Genomic DNA, 20,072 nt, shown 5'->3' on the forward strand with positions numbered 1-20,072 from the left:
CGATAAATTCGACTTTAAAGGAGAATATTGTGTTTCTGGCACAAGAAATTATCCGTAAAAAACGTGATGGTAAGCCATTAAGCGAAGAAGAAATTCGTTTCTTTATCAATGGTGTTCGCGATAACTCAGTTTCAGAAGGTCAAATTGCTGCATTGGCAATGACTATCTATTTTAATGATATGACCATGCCTGAGCGCGTTGCATTAACGTTAGCAATGCGTGATTCAGGTACGGTTCTGAACTGGAAATCACTCAACCTCAATGGCCCATTAGTTGATAAACACTCAACTGGCGGCGTGGGTGATGTGACTTCACTGATGCTTGGCCCTATGGTCGCTGCTTGTGGCGGTTATGTACCGATGATCTCAGGCCGTGGTTTAGGCCATACTGGTGGAACACTAGACAAGCTTGAAGCGATCCCTAATTTCGATATCTTCCCGGATGACCTTCGTTTCCGCGACATTATCAAAGATGTCGGGGTGGCAATTATTGGGCAAACTAATTCATTAGCACCTGCCGATAAACGTTTCTATGCGACCCGTGATATTACAGCGACAGTGGATTCAATTCCGCTAATTACCGCTTCAATCTTAGGTAAAAAATTGGCTGAAGGCCTTGATGCTCTGGTGATGGACGTTAAAGTCGGCTCAGGCGCATTTATGCCAACTTATGAGAAGTCAGAAGAGTTGGCTGAGTCAATTGTGAAGGTCGCTAATGGGGCGGGTTGTAAAACTACGGCATTATTGACTGACATGAATGAAGTGCTAGCTTCCAGCGCAGGTAACGCAGTTGAAGTTCGTGAAGCGGTTCAATTCTTAACGGGTGAATACCGTAACCCACGTCTTTATGAAGTCACCATGGCGTTATGTGTAGAAATGCTGGTATCTGGTTCATTAGCAGCAAACCGCGAAGAAGCACGCCAAAAATTACAGGCAGTATTAGACAATGGTAAAGCGGCAGAAGTGTTTGGCCGTATGGTAGCAGCTCAAAAAGGGCCTGCTGATTTTGTTGAAAATTACAACAAATACCTGCCGACTGCGGTACTGAGCAAAGCCGTTTATGCACCAAAAGATGGCATTATCACGCAAATGGATACACGTGCGCTGGGAATGTCCGTAGTGACGTTAGGCGGTGGTCGCCGTAAAGCGACAGACCCAATTGATTATAGCGTTGGTTTGAGTGATATCGCTGCGTTAGGCGCCAAAGTGGATACCCAAACGCCACTGGCAATTATCCATGCAAATAGTGAAAAAGCGTGGGAAGAAGCGGCGAAAGAAGTGCGTGAAGCGATGGTGATTGGAGACAAATCTCCTGAAACAACACCAATGGTTTATCGCCAAATCAGCGAGTAATACAAATAGATTTTAGTGGTATATCGTTTTAAAAATACCGCAGGAGAAAAATATGAAACGCACATTTATTATGGTTTTGGATTCCTTTGGGATCGGTGCAGCACATGATGCACATAAATTTGGTGATGAAGGTTCCAATACATTGGGTCACATCGCAGATGCTTGCGCCCGTGGCGAAGCGGATATTGGTCGTAAAGGGCCTCTGCATTTACCTAATTTAACAAAATTAGGTTTAGGTAAAGCAGGAGAAGAATCAAGCGGTTCATTCCCTGCAGGTCTTGACCCTAATGCAGAAATTATTGGTGCGTATGGTTATGCGAGCGAAATTTCTTCAGGCAAAGATACGCCATCAGGCCACTGGGAAATCGCAGGTGTTCCTGTGTTATTCGATTGGGGATATTTTTCTGATGAAGAAAATAGTTTCCCTCAAGAGTTACTGGATACGTTAGTTGAGAAAGCGAATTTACCGGGTTACTTAGGTAACTGCCACTCATCAGGTACGGTTATTTTGGATCAACTGGGTGAAGAGCATATGAAAACCGGGAAACCTATTTTCTATACCTCTGCTGACTCCGTATTCCAAATTGCGTGTCACGAAGAAACTTACGGCTTAGATAAACTGTATGAGCTGTGTGAAATTGCGCGTGAAGAGTTAACCAAAGGTGGTTATAACATTGGCCGTGTTATCGCGCGTCCATTTGTTGGCGACAAAGCGGGTAACTTCACACGTACAGGTAACCGTCATGATTTAGCGGTAGAGCCACCAGCACCAACCGTATTGAAAAAATTAGTTGATGAAAAACAAGGTGAAGTTGTTTCTATCGGTAAAATTGCGGATATTTACGCTCATGTCGGTATCACCAAGAAAATTAAAGCCACTGGTATCGATGCGCTATTCGATGCAACGGTAGAAGAAATGAAACTGGCAGGTGACAACACTATCGTTTTCACTAACTTTGTGGACTTTGACTCTGCATATGGCCACCGCCGTGATGTGGCAGGTTATGCTGCGGCATTAGAATTATTTGACCGCCGTTTACCTGAACTAATGAAATTAGTTAAAGAAGACGACATTCTAATTTTAACGGCAGACCACGGTTGTGACCCAACCTGGCCAGGTACAGACCATACCCGTGAGCACATCCCAGTGTTGATTTATGGTCCAAAAGTGAAACCAGGTTCATTAGGTCACCGTGAAACTTTCGCAGATATTGGCCAGACTGTCGCGAAATACTTTGATTTGTCGCCGATGGATTATGGTAAACCAATGCTCTAACACCCATTACCCGTCATACTTTGAGCTGTAGCGGTGTTGGCTGCATAAAATCCCCCTAGTCACATACTGATGTATGCTCATAGGGATGATTTTCTTTGCCGCCTAGCTACAACTCAAATTATTTAGGGTAATAGGTAAGTATGAAAGGTAGTGAGCGAGCTATTGAAGGGTAATAAGCTAGCTGTAGTTCGTTGGCTACGATTCAAATTGCTTAGGCCAGTAAGATACAGATTATTAATAATAAGGTGGGAAGCCACCTTATTCATTTGAAAATATTTAATCGTTTAAAGGGAAATAATCATGGCAACTCCACATATTAATGCAGAAATGGGTGATTTCGCTGATGTCGTTCTGATGCCAGGCGATCCATTACGTGCAAAATACATCGCTGAAACCTTCCTTCAGGATGTTCGCCAAGTCAATAATGTGCGTGGCATGTTAGGTTTTACAGGGACTTATAAAGGTCGTAAAATTTCTGTTATGGGTCACGGTATGGGGATCCCTTCATGCTCCATTTATGCGAAAGAACTGATCACTGATTTTGGTGTAAAAGTGATTATTCGTGTGGGTTCATGTGGCGCAGTAATGGATGACGTAAAATTGCGTGATGTTGTGATCGGTATGGGCGCTTGTACTGATTCACGCGTTAACCGTCAACGCTTTAAAGAAAATGATTTTGCAGCGATCGCAGACTATGACTTAGTTCATAATGCCGTTGAAGCAGCAAAAGCAAGAAACGTGAATGTACGTGTGGGTAACCTATTCTCAGCAGACCTATTCTACTCACCAGATCCTGATATGTTCAAAGTGATGGAAAAATACGGCATCCTGGGCGTTGAAATGGAAGCCGCGGGTATCTATGGTGTTGCCGCGGAGTTTGGCGCACGCGCACTGACGATTTGTACTGTTTCTGATCACATCAAAACTGGCGAACAAACAACATCAGAAGAACGTCAAACCACATTCAATGAAATGATTGAGATTGCACTGGATTCAGTGTTGTTAGGCGATAAATAGTCGTTAATTACATACTGAGATGATTTTTTAAATGCCACGTATAGCGTGGCATTTTTTGTGAAATAAAAGCTCTAAATCCCCGAAATGATCATGTCAACAGCCGAAATAATTTTTGCATGAACATTCGGGATGATACAGACGAGGTCACGTGGTTTAAGTTTATTAATGGAAATAGTGGTTATGGATTTAGTGATAATTACATGGTGAATACCATTAATATAAACCACAGGGGTTAGAGCCTTAACTTGTGAATTGTTATGCAATAATGGCGATATAGGCATGATAACACGTGAGTGATAGTCACTCAGTAGGTCATTTTGGATATCAATAAGATAAGGATATTGGTCTTTCGACCTGATTGATTTATTACGATAAACAGCATATTGAGGCATTAAATCACCCCATACTCATTATCATCAGTAAATAGCCCTGCTTGTTGTTCAAATTCGTTAAAGCTATCAATGTTTGTTCTATTTTTTTCTTTCCATTTGGCATCAGAGCTTTGTTTGATAGTAAGGGGGAAATCTTGTTGTAGGTTTGCCTTATTTTGCATCTCAGTGAAATGATTTTGCGTTTTCATGGGCTACCTTAAATTAAGTGGATAAGATGGGTATTACTTTAGGGTAGCACCACTATGCTGGCAACTGCGCTGGGCGTTTTAAGACTAACTTTTTATCCGGCTCATCATCACGGCATCAACATATTGCCCATCACGAAATGCATAATCTTTCATGCGGCCTTCTAGCTCGAAGCCAAACTTTTCATACAGCCCAATGCCACTGCCATTTGCTGCGAATACTTCTAGCTCTATGCGATGGACATTGAGCCAGTTATCGCAGTAATCCACCATTACTTGCATCAGTTGTGAGCCAATACCTTTGCCTTGGTGAGTTTCACTAACGGTAATTCCGAAAGTTGCAACATGGCGACGGCGCACTTGGCTCGGTTGGCTAATTACAAGCAAACCCACAACGTCGTCACCAATAGTAGCAACAAACTGGGTAACGAGCGGGTCATTTGCCCCAAGGCGAGCCTCCCACGTTTTTTCTGTTGGGTAAGGTAGCTGTAAGGTGTTGGCATACGCCGAATAGGCAGCGTGCATCTGGGTAACTGCCGGGACATCGTTTAATGTTGCTCTGCGGATGGTTATGTTGCCCACATCAAGTCTCTTTATCATTATTTATTACATATAAGGATGTTAATCCCACTCAATTGCCGCTGTGTCAATTAGATTATGCTAGATGTCAATGTGTTATTTAAATATACCATCTATGCATGGGAGTAGCGCTATCTGATATCGAATGTTTATCTATTTATCTATTATTTCTAAATATAATTTTCTATTAAAAAAGAGGAATAAAATTATGGGGATTAATTTCATGAAAAATGATACAAAGATAGTCAGCAGTGACACATTGGCTATAATGATTCAAAAGAAAGGAAATAAAGATAGCATAACTAAAAAAACAAAAAAAATAATTACTAATGAAATAGAAAGGTTAATACAGACTAAATCAGAAGAAAATTCAAAGATGTTATGTAGTAGCTGGTTATCTTTGGATAAGATAAAGTCTTATAAAGTAAAGCAAGAGTTAATGATGTGTTTTTCTGATAATATGATTAAAGTTGATAATGCTCACCCAACCATAGGGAGTAGAAAATCAAATCATGAGGTTAATGAACCTATAGCTTTATCAGGAGAAGACAATCAAAAATCAAACAGTAGTAATGGTATTGAAAAAGGAAAACCAATGAATCTAAATGATAATTATTTAGATTCATCATCTATAGATGGAGAATTACAGTTGAGGATATCACTTAACTGTGACTCTTCTATAAAGAAACTGAAAGAGTCTTTGATATCTTACTTGGCAGGAAAGGAAATAACGGAATGTAAAATCAAAAAAATCACAAAACTAATTGATGAGTTAAATAAAAAACAAGATTTAATCGTGATTAAAACAAGAATAGCAGAAGCGTTTGGAATTACTTCATTAAATGATAGTAATCCTGAAGAAATAGTGAATATCTTCATTGGTAAACTAAATGGTAAAATTAGTAATATTGAATTTAAAAATAAGGCTACATCAACTACTGATCTGATGGAATTCCATATTAAAAATATTTTAAATTACAATGACTTAATGGATGATTTTAAACCGGAAATCCCTATTGAATTAAAGGCGGACATTGATTCGGCTATTGAGAAAAATGATTTTCATAGAGTTAAATCTCTATTGAATAAAATAAAAAGAAATAAAGTTTCAGATATTTACTCATCAGTCAGAAGTTACTTGAGGTATGGGAAAATTTTTCCGAATGGAAGTGACGATGATGAGAAAATAGAAAAAATCATTCATGAGATAGAAAACCCAAGTGTTAAACACAGAATTTTAAATTTCTTTATGGATATGAAATTTAAAATATTAAAATTATATAATAAATTATTTTAAATGGACTCTGCTTAGAGAGTTATATGAAAAAAGTCAATCTTAGAAAGAATGGCTAACAGCTGTTTGATAGCCATTCTTTTATTTATTAGGCAATCAAGGCGTCATCATAAATACTTTTGAATTTCGCCCTAAATATTGATGTGCTAAACGGTTAATATCCTCAACCGTGAGTTGGCGAATAATATCTTGCTCTTGGTTTAACCGCTGAAATTGACCATCATCGCTGGCAATCTGCGCTAGAGCCTCAGTCCAGTAGCTCGAGCTATCAGTGACTTGTGAATTTTCAGTGAGCCAAGTATTTTTCGCTTCGGTTAATTCTTTTTCACTTATACCCGTTTGACGAATTTGCCCAATCGTTTTTTGGGCGATTTGCGTCATTTCCTGTGCACGTTCTGGCGAGGTGGTGAAATTCAAGCGCGCGAGGTAATACGGTTGCGGTTTCTTCGCGAGCATCTGTGAAAAGCCAAGCGCATAAATACCACTCGCTTTCTCACGTAGTTCACCACGTAAGCGTTGGCTCACAATGGTATCAATTAATTGAATCGCTAAGCTGTCTTGCTGGTTCCAGACAGCAGGTGACGCGAACTGAATACTCACCATGCTCTTATCGCTGCTGCTGATAGGATAAGTTTTATTAAAACTCGCCATTTTTGGCATGATCCCTTGGTCGCGAGATACCAGTTTTTGGTTACTGTGTGGCAGTGAGGCAACCCATTGCTCTAACAGAGGTTTTAGATCACGGCTATTCATTGCACCTGTAATGACCAGTGTCATATCTGCTGTTGAGGTGAGTAATTGGCGGTTAGCTTGCTGCAACTGCTGAGCCGTAAATTGCTGCCAGCTGCCCTTTGGGTTAATCACCAAAAATTCACCGTGGGTATAGCTTTCCCGATTAATATTATCAAGGAAAGTGCGTTCTACGGGAGTTTTGGATAAGTTTAAAGTAAAAGATTGTTTTTGTTGCTCTAATTTTTCACCACTAAATTGCGGAGCGGTGAGTTTTAAATTGAGTAACTGTAGCGCTGTTTCGAGGTTATCGACAGGGGCTTTTCCGCGAAAACCATGTGTCAGCAATTCACTGTATGGGCGAACGCTAATTTGGTTTTGTTTTGCCAGCAGAGCCAGATCACGCGCACTGTAATTTCCATAACCGCTGCTTTCAGGAAGTTTCAACGCCCAATCCGTTAAACCTGCCGTTTGTTGTGTTTCTAACGAACGGCCACCCGGTAATTGCAAGTTAAATTGAATATCATCTTTCAGGTTTTTATCTGTTTTAACAATTACCTGAATGCCATTACTCAAAGTCCAATGTTCCGTTTTTTCAACGGGCAGCTTAGATTGATCAACAATACTGCCTTTTATGGATTGGGGTAATTGCAGTTGAATGGCTTTGGAGCGCAGCGTAAATGGCCCTGGTGTGCTTTGGCGTATTTTAAGCCATTGCTGATTAAATGCCGATTTATCAATAGTAGGGGCATCAGTATCAGGCCCAATTAATGCTAAACGCGGGGAAGCGGTTTGTAGGAATTTAGCGACATGCTGTTGTAAGTCCTGCGGCTTAACGGATTTCATTAACTGGTAGCTGTTATCTAACTGTTGGCGCTTATTCCACATTGGCATGTCGTATTCAAGCGCCGTCGTCAGTTGCCCTGCTAAATATTCATTACTATAACGTTGCTCTGAAGCGGCTTGCAGGCTGAATTTTTTCAACATCGCTTGCTTTGCAGAATCAAGTTCTTCTTGGGTAACCGGCTCAGTAGCAAGGCGTTGTAATTCTGTAAATAAAATCTCAGTTGCACCTTGGTAATCATTACCTTTCGGGTGGATGATCATCAACTGTTGTAAGCGCTGGTTATCTAACATTGCCCCTTGTTCATTGATGCTAATCGACGGCAAAATGCCGTTATCCACCATAACGGAGAAACGTTGGTTTAAAATGGCCAACCAGAGGTTATCCAGTAAATCTTCCGACTGCCCTAAACGGGTATTTAGCGGTGCGCTAACATCCTTTTGTAAGGCAAATTGCACATAACGCGCCCCTTGCTCTTTATCAAATACACCTTGCACTAACATATTGGTTGAATGGGCAAATTGTTTCCATTGCGGGTTATCTTCTGCCACTTTTTTGGGTTTAGGGAGCGCAAATAAATTATCAACCTGATTGCGTACTGATGAACTATTGAAATCACCAATAATTAATAGTGACATTCGCTGAGGCTGATACCATGTTTGATAATAGTCTTTCGCTTGCTCAATCGGAGCATTGCGTACCACATCTAATGAGCCAATTGGGTTGCGATCGACGTAACGGCTACCGTGGTAGCGTAATTTTTCTAAGCTGTCATTGATGCGATAGCCCATCCCTTGGCGTAAGCGCCACTCTTCGACAATTACAGGGCGCTCTTTTTCAAAGGCTTCTTGGTCAAAGGTCATATTTGACGCCCAATCGGCCATCACTTGTAAGCCTGTGGCGACTTGTGCTGTCGTGGCTTCGGGGAGTGATAATTTATATAGCGTGGAATTTAAACTCGTAATGGCATTCACATGGCTACCGAGTTTAAGCCCTTGGTGTTCCAGCTGTTTGAACCCCGTGGTTCCCGGAAAATGTTTGGTGCCTTTAAACGCCATATGTTCAGTAAAGTGTGCGAGGCCAAGCTGCTGTTCATTTTCTTGTAATGAGCCGCTACTGACCAATAAACGCAGTTCAACTCCGGGTTGATTACGTTGCAGAAGGTAAACTTGTAGCCCATTGTCGAGTTGATAGTGTTGAAGGTCACCGCGCACAGGTAACAGTGAGGTTGAATTTTGGCTCACCGATGTACTGCCTGCGCAGCCACCGAGCAGAATGCTTATTAATGTGGCGAAGGTAATTTTATGAAGCATATTCAGGCGTTCCTGTATTTAAGGATTTTTCACTCGCAGGTTCAACGAGCAATATTTGTTGTTCCGCAAATTGAGCAACGAAGCTTTGATGGCTAACCAAAACAATGGCGCTGTCATGTAACTCAGCTTTCAATAGAGCGAGGAGTTCTAATGCGCTGTTTTCATCAAGGGCGGAGGTGGTTTCATCCAATAAAAGCAGTTTTGGTCGGTTGAGCAATAAACGCGCAAACATAATGCGCTGCTGTTCTCCACCAGATAGGCGGTTGTTCCAATCGGTTTCGAGTGCTAATTGATGATGCAGTTTTTCCAAACCGACTAACATCAATGCATATTGAAAATCTTGCTGGCTAAATTGGGATGCCGCTTTGGGATAAGCTAATAAGCTATCAAGCCGACTAATTGGTAAATAGAGACGCTGTGGGATCCACATAACTTTTTCTGTTCGGCTAATAGTACCGTTGAAGAAAGGCCAATGCCCACTTAGCGTACGTAATAAGGTGGATTTTCCAATGCCAGAACGGCCACTAATCAAGGTTAATTCACCTTGTTTGGCGGTGATATTCACGGAATTAATTAAACAGCGGTTGTCTGCGGTAGAAATGGATAACTTAGCCACCAGAGGTGGCGATTTTTCGTCGATAGTAACCACAGCTTTGTTATCGTTTTCCAATAAAACCACAAAGTTGTATAAACGGGAGACCGTGGCTTGCCATGCGGCGATTTCTTTATAGGCAAAAATAAACCAACCGAGTGAAGTCGCAACACTGGTAAAGGCTTGGCGCAATTGCATTAAGCCACCTAACATGATTTCACCCGCAAGGAATTTAGGCAGTGCGAGTAATACAGGTGCTAAAGCGGTAACTTGTTGGTAACCCACTGTATAAAAAGATAAATTTCTTTCACAGCGAATAAGGCGGTTCCAGTTGCTGATAATTTCACCAAAGCGCCCCATCAGTTCTTTTCTATCTTGAGTTTCACCGCGTTGCCCTGCGATGGCATCACCGTGTTGGCGGCAATTAATTAGCGAGCTACGGTAATCCGCTTCGCGGCGCTGCTTATCCATATGCAAACGGCGTAGCGGAAAACCTATCCATTGGGTAAGTGCAATACCAATGAGGGTATAAATAATACAAGCCCAGAACATATACCCGGGGATGGTCCAGTCGCTATCGGCAAAATTAAACGACAGGCTACCGGAAAGCGTCCAAAGAATGGCGGCAAATGAAATCAGCGTTAGCATTGAGTGAAGGAATGTCACCACTAAATTTAATGTTGATTCAATCAGTAAACGGATATCTTCAGCGATACGTTGGTCTGGGTTATCGGGTTCTTGTGATGTCAGCCTTAACAGGTAATGTTTACTATTGGGGGATAACCAACGGCTAAGTACTTGCTCAGTCATGCCTTTGCGCCAGCGGATAATCAGCATTTGTTTTAGGTAATTACCCATAACGACGACAAAAATCAGCCCACTAACTAAGATCACAAAGTACTGCAACAGTCCATATAGGGCTTGGCCGTCGAGTTTTTGTAGGGCGTTATAAAAGTCGCCGTTCCACATGTTCATTTTGACGTTGAACCACACCGAGGACAAGGTGAGCCCGAGTGAGGCAAACAGCAGTATCCAGCACAAAAGGGCAGCACGCTGCCCCCAAAAAGGTTTTACTAAATAGAAAAATTGTTTCAGTGTCTTCATGACGTTTTATTCATTTGTTGTTTTAATTGTTTAACGAGTTTTATTGCTCACATTGCTGGGAATTACAGGTCGTAATTGACTTGTAACCAGAACTGACGGCCCGGATCGTAAGATTTCAATACGCGATCTTCAAATACGAAGCGGTCAGCAACATTTTTATTGTTAAGAATATTGTTCACTTCGACGGAGAAGCCAAAACCGTGAGCAAATTCAGGCTTCCAGCCAAGACGGGTATCCCACGTATATTTACTGGAGAAATGTTGCTTGGTGTACTTACGAACTTGTCCATACTCAGGGTCGACTGCGTAGGCATTGTCGTAGCGAACCGCTTGGTCTCGGGCTCCCCACCATTGCAGGCGGTTATACCAAGTTAGATCATAATCGTCCCAAACACTGGTCAGTTCTAAGTTAAATTTGAACGGGGAGTTAAAGCTAGTTGAAGGCAACTTTGATGCGTCAATAATTTTGCCGTCATACCAAACTTTGTTGAGGTTAACTTTATTGGCTGGATCGAATGAGTTATAGCCAGAATCTTTTGGCGTATTACTTTCACTTTGCTGCCATGTGAGTGATGCTGTCATTACATGGGAAGCTTCTGCCCACTCCCAAGGTTGGCTGTTATTAACGGATAGGGTTACGGTGTCGTGTGAGCTACGGCCGCCATTGTCATACATACGAATACTGCGTTTATCGGCATCACGAGTATCATATTTGGTACGAGTTCGAACTTCATCGTAACCTTCACGATGCACATATTGTAAACGCCATGTGGTTGACATTATTTCTTGTTGCAAGGCAAGGGTAAGTTCATCGTTATACGGTGTTTTTAGTGAATCTATGCCTTCGTAGTCTTTTTTATTATCCCAATCATTTAAATTTGGATCTAATGAACAGCCCCAATTACAGTTTTGCATACCTGCATTTTGTGCACCATATAAGGCATAGGTTAGCATTGAACGGCCATAATAACGGTTAGCACCAGCGATCAATAACGTTGAATTGTCGCCAAAAATGTCATATGAACCAGAAAATCGAGGGGCAATATTTGTACGACTCACAAAGTCATCACGATCTAAACGGATGCCAGGACGTAGTGTTAATTTGCCATATTGTAAGTTGTCATCGAGAAATAATGCGTAGTTAGTATAATCTGCGGAATGCTTACCTGCTTGGAACCGAGTGATATTGGTAAGTTGGCCATTCCAATAATCATTTTTATCAATGACACCTGAATAGTTATAACGATAGAAATCACTATCTCGTTTATACGTCCCTTTAGTATAGCTGAGCTCACTACCAATAGTTGGCTTATGCGTAATACCTAACCCATCTTCCATTGAAGTGAATCTCATAACTGCTTTTGCTGTTTGGCTATTTTGTTCAGAGATTAAATCACCTTGTCCGCCACTACGTAGGTATTTCCGGTTATCCCAGTTATAGTCAGAGTCCATTGCGAGAACTTCGACATAATAGTTTTGGTCATTGACTCGTTCATCTTTTAGTTGCTGAGTACTTGCTGTTAGCTCTAACTGACCAACTTCAAATTGGTGTTTGAAAACGCCCGTAAAACCTAAACCTTTATGTGTACTGTCATAGCCTGAATTCATGATAGTGGAAGTAAATAAGCGACTATCATAGTCAGCATAGTTTGCAGAAAGGTCTAAGGAACTTTTATCAGAGAGATCAATGGTATACTTCAAAAAATAGTTATCAGAAATCCTTTTTTGATCTTTTTTTCCAGTTAGGCCGTCTGTCATTTCCAATTCACCATTGCCATTGATCATTGCGGCGCCATCATTGGCGAGCGTCATTGGAATAGTCGAACTACGACGTGAGGCCGAGAATACGAGCCCTGAATTTTCACTCACCCCTAATTCAAACCAGCCACCAAAGTCATTTTTATCATAGCGGTTTTGGAAACGAGCAGGATTTGCCGTATCATTTTTGGTAGTATCAATCCTTTGCGATGAATCGTGGAACAAATTATTCCAACCAGAGCGGGTTAGGCGGTAATAGGCGTGAGCACTATTTTCCCCTTGCCAGCGGCGGCTGTTCACCTCAACGGTGCCCCCTGTAAATCCACCAAATTCGACAGGAATATTATTGTCATACACTGTCATGCTGTCGATCAGACGGCTGTCTATGTAGATCCCTTGGTCGCTACTGCTCAGACGGGTAGTTGTTTCACCGAGACCACTGTCTGCGGGGTCAAAATCGTTGTTAAAGCTCACTCCATCAAGGCGATAGGCGTTTTGGTAGCTGCTTGAACCGTGGATTGAGATGCGGGAAGGCTTGATTTCCCCTTGGTTCATCGAGTTACTGTCATTGTTAGCAAATTGGACAGCAGGGTTAGTCTTCATTAAATCGGTGATATTGCCATCACCGGTATTTTTCTGGCTAATCTCTTCAGAAGTCACGTATTGTGGTGCGGACATCACATCTGTCGCGGGGTGGTTCTGAACAACGCCAGATACTTGAGTTTCCGGTAATACCAATGTGCCTTGGCTTAAATTTTGCTGACGAATAACGAAAACACCATTTTCATTGACTAACTCTAAGCCGCTACCGATAAGTATTTTTTGTAATGCGGTTTGTGCGGAGTAGTTGCCAGACAATGCAGGTGCACGTAAGCCATTTAACTGACCTTTATCATAGATCAATTGGATTTGCCCTTGGCGGCTAATTTCAGCCACAGAGGTAGCAAGTGATTGTTCTGGTAGTGAAAATGCGAGTTCTTGTGCTGATGCAGACTGACAAACAATGGCGCTACTCACCGCAATAGCAAGGGCGAGCGGCCTTAATCGGCTTTGAGTAAACTGAATAGACATGGTTATCCCTTATTCTTAAGCTGCACAAAAAGTGTGCGAAAATAGGTCAGCAAAATGATGACTAGCTAAGAAGAGGGTGAAATGAGAATTATCCTCACCTGCAAATGAAAATATTTTTTATTTATTTTTTTTATTTTGAATAATCAATACGTTATTTTTATCTCGATAGACGACTTGTACCGGAAGTAATGAAGGAAGGGCTTGAAAAAACTGTTCTGGCTGATGGGTATTGATGCGACCTGAGATTTTACTCTTCGCTAATTGAGCGGGAGAAAGCTCGATATTTATCGATGAATAGTTTTTAAGTTCATCGAGGACTTCTGAAAGTGGTTTATCGACAAAAATTAATTCACCAAAACGCCAACGAGCCACATCTAGCGGGTTGATGTGTTGGCGAGCGATTGGGCTGTTCGGCGATTGACTGACTGCACTGTCACCAGCAAGTAGGAAAACGGGTTGTTTGCTTGCGGCATCTTCAAAGCTGACAATGCCTTGGCTGACATTCACAGCAACTTGCTGAGCCACTTTGTTCACTTCAAATTCTGTTCCCACCACTTGAATACGCCGGTTATCAGCTTGAATTATAAAAGGCCGATAGGGGTTGGATTTGACTTTAAAATAAACATTTCCCTGTTCCAGATACAGGTTACGTACTGGAGTTTCATAGGCGACATGAATACGGGTATTGCGGTTAAGAAACAGCTGGGAACCATCAGGTAAAGTAACTTCTTTAGGCGTATCCGTTGCCACTAAGGTCATATTATTGAGCAACATCGAAGGTAAGTGGCTGTATGGCAAAAACAAAATAGCCGCAATAAAAAATGCTGCTAAGGTATTGCCCAAAGGGCGCCATAAGCGAAAAAAAGGGCGTTTTTCCTTGGGAAGTATTGTGCTAGCAGGGCGTGGCATACCATCAAAATCGCGCCATAGTCCAGCAATGGCATCATACGCTTTTGCATGTTCAGGTGATGCAGCAATCCATTGTTTGAATTGCTCTGTTTCAAGGGCGCTGATACGTTGGCTGTGCATGCGGGTAAACCACAGCGCAGCTTCTTCATCAATGCGGCTTTCATCATCTGATGTTTGCAAAGAGTCGTGTGTCATTACGAATTATTGCCCTGATTATCAAGGTGTTTTTTACAGTGAACAAGCGCCGCCGCGATATGTTTTTCCACCATACTGATTGAAATTTCCATTCGTTCAGCAATCTCACTTTGAGATAAGCCATCAAAACGATACAGCAAAAATGCTTCTCGTCGACGGGGGGGTAACGTTTCAAGCGCTTCGCTTAGCCGTTGGATGCGTTGCTGATGTTCCAAGATTTCACTGGGATCAGCTTGGCTTTGTTCAAAATGCGGTTCATGAGTAACATCATCAATGGATGTTTCTGATTTAGTTTGGCGCTGGTTACGTCGCCAATGGTCAATCAAAACATGATTCGCAATTTTAAACAGATAAGCGCGGCTCTCTTTTACAGGCGTTTGTTCTTTACGGTTTAGCCATAGTGTAAACACATCCTGTGATAAATCATCAGCATCATTGCTGTTATCTAGCCGATTGCGGAAAAAGCGCACAAGTTGGCTATATGTTGACTGATACGCACCGCTAATTTTACGGGCAAGAGATTTATCAATAGTCATTTTACTGGTGTTAATGTCATAAAAGAGCACAATTGTGCTGATTAATAATCTGCTCAGATTACTTTATTATTTAAATCAATAAGTTGTTTTAATAATTATGTTTTTACTAATAATAATGAATATCATTTTTGTTTGTATTATGCCTATAATCTGCAAAAAATAAAGTCGTGAGGCAGAATATGAGCAGTATGACGGGCCAGTTAGAGCGTCCGATTTTCCGTCCACTAGGCGGTTTGGTTTTAAGTTGTCTTTTCCATGGAACACTGGCAATCATTTTTATCGGCTGGTTTACTTCTTCAATTCCGAAGACCGGAGTACTACCACCGGCAATTTCGTTGCAGCTGGGTGTTTATCAGCTTGAAAAACAGGCAGAGCCTGAAATTAATCATGCCCCTAAACAACACATGACGACGCGTGAAGAGTCATTGCCTGAATTGGTTGAAAAGGTAGATAAATTGCCTGAAACTGCGATCGTTGATAATGGCACATTGACGAAAGTTAGTGAGAAAAAACGACCACCGAAAAAGACAATTCCACAAGAGAAAAAAGTGATCGACGAAGCCCCTGTAACTACGCAGGAATCGATGGTGACTTCCGCTCCTGCATCAGGGAGTGAATCCAGTAGCAGTGCGAATTTCTCCAGTAATGCGTCTGCGGCAGTGAGTGGGCACCAAGGCTGGCAAAGTGAGGTTCATCAGCGGATAGCCAAGACCAAACGCTATCCACGTGCAGCGTTGCGTTACCGCTCAACTGGGGTCTCTCATATAAAAGTGGTTTTGGATAGTCGGGGTGAAGTGATTGTCGCCAGCTTATTGAATTCATCCGGTACGAAAATATTGGATAAAGAAGCGTTGGCGACAATTTCACGTGCTGCGCCTTTTCCTACCCCGCCAGAAACATTGTTGGTAGATGGCCGGGTCGAGTTTATTGCGCCAATCGTGTTCGATACAACGTCTATTTAAATTCAACTAAATAGCCCTTTTTAGGGCTATTTATCAGGTGAATTTGGTCTGTTTTTTGGGGTCGGTCGTTTAGGGCGATAAGGACGAGGTTCTTTCTTTCGTTTCAAACGTGCTGGCTTAGTAGCAGGTGTCCCTTTGCTCTCTTGCTTGCCATCTTCATTACTGTCGTCATCTCCATTATCATCTTGATTTTCCTCTGTATTAACGACGAGCGGAGGGGCTTGTTTGTGGCCTTTCTTTTTCTTTAAACGCAGTAATGTATTTGCTAAAACGAAGCCAATACATAAGGCAAGTAGAATAAAAATTCGTAATACATTGGTGCTGTTATCCGCTTGTTGAATTTCAGCGGCAAGGAGCTCCGTATCAATGGTTAAACGCAAATAGCCTTTTGGCTCTTTTGTGCCTTGGATGGGAACGACAAGCTGGTATTGAAAGTTTTGTAGTGAGGAGTTGTCATCGATGGCCAGCCGTTCTTTCACCGTTGTCGGCTCACCGACTTGAGTGACCAGTGTGCCACTGGCAGTATAGATACTGGCATCTAAAATATACCTATCTTTCACCACGTTATTTAAATTGGCATTAATTCGCTCTAAATTAAAATCTTTACTGCCGGGAACAATATAATCAGATAAGCTGAAAGCAACTTGCTCAGCAAGAACATAAGTCAATTGTTTAAATTGCTCAATTCTGCCTTGGTTTTGGCTATTTCCTAAATAAGAAATACCATGCATAAGTAAAGTTACCAACGCAACGCAGATAACGATAATGACTGTTTTGTGGAGCCTAAAGGTAAGTTTCATTGCTTTATTGGTGCTCTCGACTTATTTTGAGTATAAAGATGCCGTTATACTTTAGCGAATATGGGGTTATCTTCAGTTTTAACAGTAAATACATAAGGTCACAAAGCCTTAAAATTTAGTATAGTGGCTTCGTTCGGCTGCTCGCAACTTATCATTATAAAAAAGTTACACTCTAAATAATTCGAGTTGTATGTAGGCGACAAACGAAGATAGTCCGATGAGCATACATAAGTATGTGATTCGGCTAGCTGAGCGTAGTCAACAACCAGACAACTTGAAGTATGACGAGTATATCGATTACAGGAGCTAATTTTCATGTCAACGAGCTTGACCTATTGTTATCTACCCGACGAAATCCAAAAATGGCCAGGGTTGCCATTGTCATTAAGTGGTGAAGAAGTGATGCCATTGGATTATCGTGCTGGGGACAGTGGGTGGTTATTATATGGCCGCGGCTTAGATAAAGCGCGTATCAGTAATTTCCAACAGCGATTAGGGATCGCTATCGTAATTGTCTCTTCGTGGCGTATTGATGACTACCAAGTGGTCAGAATCGCTGGGAGTATTACACCTCGAATTAAAAAACTCGCTGACGAATGTTTATTAGATGTCGTGCCATTAGGGCAAATTCCACGTTTGCGTTCACCGGGCCTATTACTGATGGATATGGACTCGACAGCGATTCAAATTGAATGTATCGATGAAATTGCTCGCTTAGCAGGGGTTGGAGAGCAGGTTGCTGAAGTGACCGAGCGAGCCATGCTAGGGGAACTCGATTTTACGGAAAGTTTACGAGCACGCGTTAGCTTACTTGAAGGTGCCGACGTCGCTATTCTTGACCAAGTGATGGAAACATTGCCTTTAATGCCGGGCTTAACGAACCTTGTGCGTAAGTTACAAGCGATGAATTGGCACATTGCGATAGCATCCGGTGGTTTTACTTTCTTTGCTAATAACTTGCAACAGCGATTGAAACTTGTGGCGGCGGTTGCTAATCAACTTGAAGTCAAAAATGGTAAGTTAACAGGCAAAGTCAAAGGCCCAATTGTAGATGCTAAATATAAAGCGCAAACCTTGGTTAAATTGGCGGAAAAACTGGAAATTCCCATTGAGCAAACTGTTGCCATTGGTGACGGGGCAAATGACCTGAAAATGATCCGTAAAGCAGGGCTGGGTATTGCATATCATGCGAAACCAAAGGTGTATGCAAGGGCGAAGGTTGCGATTCGTCATGCAGATCTGATGGGGGTGATGTGTGTGTTGAGCGGGGGCCTCAAACACGAAGAACGCTAAATATTCTTCATATTTCGTGCTGTAGCGGTGTTGGCTGCACTCGGCTGCTTGGGTCACATACTTGTGTATGCTCCCCAAGACATCCTCTTTTGCCGCCTAGCCACAACCCGAACTATTTTGAATATTGATATCGATATTTTATGGTTTGTGCTGTGGCGGTGTTGGCTGCACTCGGCTGCTTGGGTCACATACTGGTGTATGCTCCCCAAGACATCCTCTTTTGCCGCCTAGCCACAACCCGAACTATTTTGAATATTGATATCGATATTTTATGGTTTGTGCTGTGGCGGTGTTGGCTGCACTCGACTGCTTGGGTCACATACTGGTGTATGCTCCCCAAGACATCCTCCTTTGCCGCCTTGCCACAACGTGAACTATCTAGAGTATTACGGCTAAAGTGTTATGGATAATAAGAACTAAGAACTAAGAACTAAGAACAAAATTGAATTTTAAGAGGAGTTTGCTGTGGCAAAAGGGGTTAAAAGGGCGTTTGTCTGTAATGATTGCGGGGCGGATTATCCGCGTTGGCAAGGGCAATGCAGCGCGTGTCATGCATGGAACACCATTACGGAAGTGCGTCTGGCCTCCACAAATTCTTCATCACGTACTGACCGTTTAACGGGGTATGCAGGTAATGCGGCTGGGGTAAGTAAGGTTCAGAAGCTGTCTGAAATTAGCCTTGAAGAACTTCCTCGTTTTACTACAGGGTTTAAAGAGTTTGACCGCGTACTTGGCGGGGGAGTCGTACCGGGCAGTGCTATCCTAATTGGAGGTAACCCGGGAGCGGGTAAGAGTACCTTATTGCTGCAAACCATGTGTTTGTTGTCGCGTGAAATGAAAACCTTATATGTGACAGGGGAAGAGTCACTTCAACAAGTTGCGATGCGAGCGCACCGTTTAGGGCTACCGACTGACTCACTCAATATGCTGTCAGAAACCAGTATTGAGCAAATTTGTTTAACAGCGGAGCAAGAACAGCCCAAACTGATGGTGATTGACTCCATCCAAGTGATGCATATGGCAGATATTCAATCCTCTCCGGGCAGTGTGGCACAAGTCAGGGAAACCGCGGCTTACCTTACCCGTTTTGCGAAAACCCGTGGCGTTGCCATTATTATGGTTGGCCACGTCACTAAAGATGGCTCATTAGCAGGACCTAAAGTCCTCGAACACTGTATTGACTGTTCTATCATGCTAGATGGCGATGCGGATAACCGCTTTCGTACCTTACGTAGCCATAAAAACCGCTTTGGGGCAGTCAATGAGTTAGGCGTATTTGCCATGACAGAACAAGGGCTTAAAGAGGTCAGTAATCCTTCTGCAATTTTCCTAAGTCGTGGTGACGAAATTACCTCAGGTAGCTCCGTGATGGTAGTATGGGAAGGGACAAGACCGCTGCTGGTGGAGATCCAAGCGCTAGTAGACCATTCGATGATGTCTAACCCACGGCGTGTTGCGGTCGGGCTTGAACAAAACCGTTTGGCCATTTTATTGGCAGTATTACACCGTCATGGTGGCTTGCAAATGTCAGATCAAGACGTTTTTGTCAACGTCGTGGGTGGGGTAAAAGTAACTGAAACCAGTGCGGATTTAGCACTATTACTTTCTTTGGTTTCGAGTTTTCGCGACCGCCCATTACCTAGAGATCTGGTGGTCTTTGGTGAGGTGGGGCTTGCAGGGGAAATTCGTCCAGTTCCAAGTGGTCAGGAACGTATCTCTGAAGCAGCAAAACATGGTTTTAAGCGTGCTATTGTGCCCCATGCGAATATGCCAAAGAAATCACCGCCAGATATGAAAGTGTATGGCGTGAAAAAGTTAGCGGACGCATTAAGTATTTTGGATGAACTATAAGCTTTTAATCTAGGGTAAAAG

Annotated in this window: 16 protein-coding genes; 7 read left to right on the forward strand and 9 right to left on the reverse strand. The window is 42.4% G+C overall.

Going from position 1 to position 20,072, the window contains the following annotated elements:
• The first annotated feature begins 29 nt into the window (after positions 1 to 29).
• The 3 genes from deoA to deoD all read left to right on the forward strand — a co-directional run bounded on the left by deoA (position 30) and on the right by deoD (position 3,645).
• A complete protein-coding gene (gene deoA, locus PZ638_RS02990; protein ID WP_144141064.1) occupies positions 30 to 1,352 on the forward strand; it encodes a thymidine phosphorylase in 1,323 nt (440 codons plus the stop codon).
• 52 nt (positions 1,353 to 1,404) lie between these two features.
• Entirely contained in the window at positions 1,405 to 2,628 is a 1,224-nt protein-coding gene (deoB, locus tag PZ638_RS02995) for a phosphopentomutase (RefSeq protein ID WP_004905728.1), read from the forward strand.
• Positions 2,629 to 2,928: 300 nt separating this feature from the next.
• Entirely contained in the window at positions 2,929 to 3,645 is a 717-nt protein-coding gene (gene deoD, locus PZ638_RS03000) for a purine-nucleoside phosphorylase (RefSeq protein ID WP_004914779.1), read from the forward strand.
• A 71-nt stretch (positions 3,646 to 3,716) separates the two neighbouring features.
• Here the strand turns inward: deoD and PZ638_RS03005 are convergent, their stop codons facing one another.
• The 3 genes from PZ638_RS03005 to PZ638_RS03015 form a co-directional block, all read right to left on the reverse strand.
• Positions 3,717 to 4,037, reverse strand: coding sequence for a CcdB family protein (locus tag PZ638_RS03005; RefSeq protein ID WP_112307951.1), 321 nt, complete (start codon positions 4,035 to 4,037; stop codon positions 3,717 to 3,719).
• The gene (locus PZ638_RS03010; RefSeq protein WP_094962730.1) at positions 4,037 to 4,225 is read right to left on the reverse strand and encodes a type II toxin-antitoxin system CcdA family antitoxin; all 189 of its coding nucleotides are present in this window, start codon (positions 4,223 to 4,225) and stop codon (positions 4,037 to 4,039) included. The genes PZ638_RS03005 and PZ638_RS03010 overlap by 1 nt, the downstream gene beginning before the upstream one ends.
• A gap of 84 nt (positions 4,226 to 4,309) precedes the next feature.
• On the reverse strand, positions 4,310 to 4,747 hold the full coding sequence (locus PZ638_RS03015; RefSeq protein ID WP_241098208.1) for a GNAT family N-acetyltransferase: 438 nt from the start codon (positions 4,745 to 4,747) through the stop codon (positions 4,310 to 4,312).
• 277 nt (positions 4,748 to 5,024) lie between these two features.
• On the opposite strand from PZ638_RS03015, the gene PZ638_RS03020 reads away from it, so the two are divergent.
• Positions 5,025 to 6,098: a hypothetical protein gene (locus PZ638_RS03020; RefSeq protein WP_144396010.1), complete on the forward strand. Its 1,074-nt coding sequence runs from the start codon at positions 5,025 to 5,027 to the stop codon at positions 6,096 to 6,098.
• A gap of 93 nt (positions 6,099 to 6,191) precedes the next feature.
• Here PZ638_RS03020 and PZ638_RS03025 read toward each other — a convergent pair whose 3' ends face one another.
• The 5 genes from PZ638_RS03025 to PZ638_RS03045 form a co-directional block, all read right to left on the reverse strand.
• Positions 6,192 to 8,981, reverse strand: coding sequence for a M16 family metallopeptidase (locus PZ638_RS03025; protein WP_180312356.1), 2,790 nt, complete (start codon positions 8,979 to 8,981; stop codon positions 6,192 to 6,194).
• Positions 8,971 to 10,677 (reverse strand): ABC transporter ATP-binding protein/permease, encoded by a 1,707-nt coding sequence (locus tag PZ638_RS03030; RefSeq protein WP_004905719.1) that lies wholly within the window; start codon positions 10,675 to 10,677, stop codon positions 8,971 to 8,973. The genes PZ638_RS03025 and PZ638_RS03030 overlap by 11 nt, the downstream gene beginning before the upstream one ends.
• A 62-nt stretch (positions 10,678 to 10,739) precedes the next feature.
• The gene (locus PZ638_RS03035) at positions 10,740 to 13,505 is read right to left on the reverse strand and encodes a secretin and TonB N-terminal domain-containing protein (protein WP_144141480.1); all 2,766 of its coding nucleotides are present in this window, start codon (positions 13,503 to 13,505) and stop codon (positions 10,740 to 10,742) included.
• Positions 13,506 to 13,622: 117 nt separating this feature from the next.
• Positions 13,623 to 14,609, reverse strand: a complete 987-nt coding sequence (locus PZ638_RS03040; protein WP_272674249.1) for a FecR family protein — start codon at positions 14,607 to 14,609, stop codon at positions 13,623 to 13,625.
• Positions 14,609 to 15,145, reverse strand: coding sequence for an RNA polymerase sigma factor (locus tag PZ638_RS03045; RefSeq protein WP_096864546.1), 537 nt, complete (start codon positions 15,143 to 15,145; stop codon positions 14,609 to 14,611). The genes PZ638_RS03040 and PZ638_RS03045 overlap by 1 nt, the downstream gene beginning before the upstream one ends.
• A 179-nt stretch (positions 15,146 to 15,324) precedes the next feature.
• Between PZ638_RS03045 and PZ638_RS03050 the strand changes: the two genes are divergently transcribed.
• Complete coding sequence (locus tag PZ638_RS03050; protein ID WP_272674246.1) at positions 15,325 to 16,107, forward strand: energy transducer TonB; 783 nt, start codon at positions 15,325 to 15,327, stop codon at positions 16,105 to 16,107.
• Positions 16,108 to 16,133: 26 nt separating this feature from the next.
• Here the strand turns inward: PZ638_RS03050 and PZ638_RS03055 are convergent, their stop codons facing one another.
• Positions 16,134 to 16,907, reverse strand: a complete 774-nt coding sequence (locus PZ638_RS03055; RefSeq protein ID WP_004905710.1) for an AhpA/YtjB family protein — start codon at positions 16,905 to 16,907, stop codon at positions 16,134 to 16,136.
• A 315-nt stretch (positions 16,908 to 17,222) separates the two neighbouring features.
• Between PZ638_RS03055 and serB the strand changes: the two genes are divergently transcribed.
• Positions 17,223 to 18,200 (forward strand): phosphoserine phosphatase, encoded by a 978-nt coding sequence (gene serB, locus PZ638_RS03060; RefSeq protein ID WP_112307945.1) that lies wholly within the window; start codon positions 17,223 to 17,225, stop codon positions 18,198 to 18,200.
• A 465-nt stretch (positions 18,201 to 18,665) separates the two neighbouring features.
• Positions 18,666 to 20,051 (forward strand): DNA repair protein RadA, encoded by a 1,386-nt coding sequence (radA, locus tag PZ638_RS03065; protein ID WP_110592434.1) that lies wholly within the window; start codon positions 18,666 to 18,668, stop codon positions 20,049 to 20,051.
• Positions 20,052 to 20,072 lie beyond the last annotated feature (21 nt).

It is taken from the genome of Providencia hangzhouensis (assembly GCF_029193595.2).
GTDB lineage: Bacteria > Pseudomonadota > Gammaproteobacteria > Enterobacterales > Enterobacteriaceae > Providencia > Providencia hangzhouensis.

Bases quoted from the DNA above. Each gene is read 5' to 3' on its own strand.
- deoB (WP_004905728.1), top strand. From the start codon at position 1,405: ATGAAACGCACATTTATTATGGTTTTGGATTCCTTTGGGATCGGTGCA.
- deoD (WP_004914779.1), top strand. From the start codon at position 2,929: ATGGCAACTCCACATATTAATGCAGAAATGGGTGATTTCGCTGATGTC.
- PZ638_RS03005 (WP_112307951.1), bottom strand. From the start codon at position 4,037: ATGCCTCAATATGCTGTTTATCGTAATAAATCAATCAGGTCGAAAGAC.
- PZ638_RS03010 (WP_094962730.1), bottom strand. From the start codon at position 4,225: ATGAAAACGCAAAATCATTTCACTGAGATGCAAAATAAGGCAAACCTA.
- PZ638_RS03015 (WP_241098208.1), bottom strand. From the start codon at position 4,747: ATGCACGCTGCCTATTCGGCGTATGCCAACACCTTACAGCTACCTTAC.
- PZ638_RS03020 (WP_144396010.1), top strand. From the start codon at position 5,025: ATGAAAAATGATACAAAGATAGTCAGCAGTGACACATTGGCTATAATG.
- PZ638_RS03025 (WP_180312356.1), bottom strand. From the start codon at position 8,981: ATGCTTCATAAAATTACCTTCGCCACATTAATAAGCATTCTGCTCGGT.
- PZ638_RS03030 (WP_004905719.1), bottom strand. From the start codon at position 10,677: ATGAAGACACTGAAACAATTTTTCTATTTAGTAAAACCTTTTTGGGGG.
- PZ638_RS03035 (WP_144141480.1), bottom strand. From the start codon at position 13,505: ATGTCTATTCAGTTTACTCAAAGCCGATTAAGGCCGCTCGCCCTTGCT.
- PZ638_RS03040 (WP_272674249.1), bottom strand. From the start codon at position 14,609: ATGACACACGACTCTTTGCAAACATCAGATGATGAAAGCCGCATTGAT.
- PZ638_RS03045 (WP_096864546.1), bottom strand. From the start codon at position 15,145: ATGACTATTGATAAATCTCTTGCCCGTAAAATTAGCGGTGCGTATCAG.
- PZ638_RS03050 (WP_272674246.1), top strand. From the start codon at position 15,325: ATGAGCAGTATGACGGGCCAGTTAGAGCGTCCGATTTTCCGTCCACTA.
- PZ638_RS03055 (WP_004905710.1), bottom strand. From the start codon at position 16,907: ATGAAACTTACCTTTAGGCTCCACAAAACAGTCATTATCGTTATCTGC.
- serB (WP_112307945.1), top strand. From the start codon at position 17,223: ATGTCAACGAGCTTGACCTATTGTTATCTACCCGACGAAATCCAAAAA.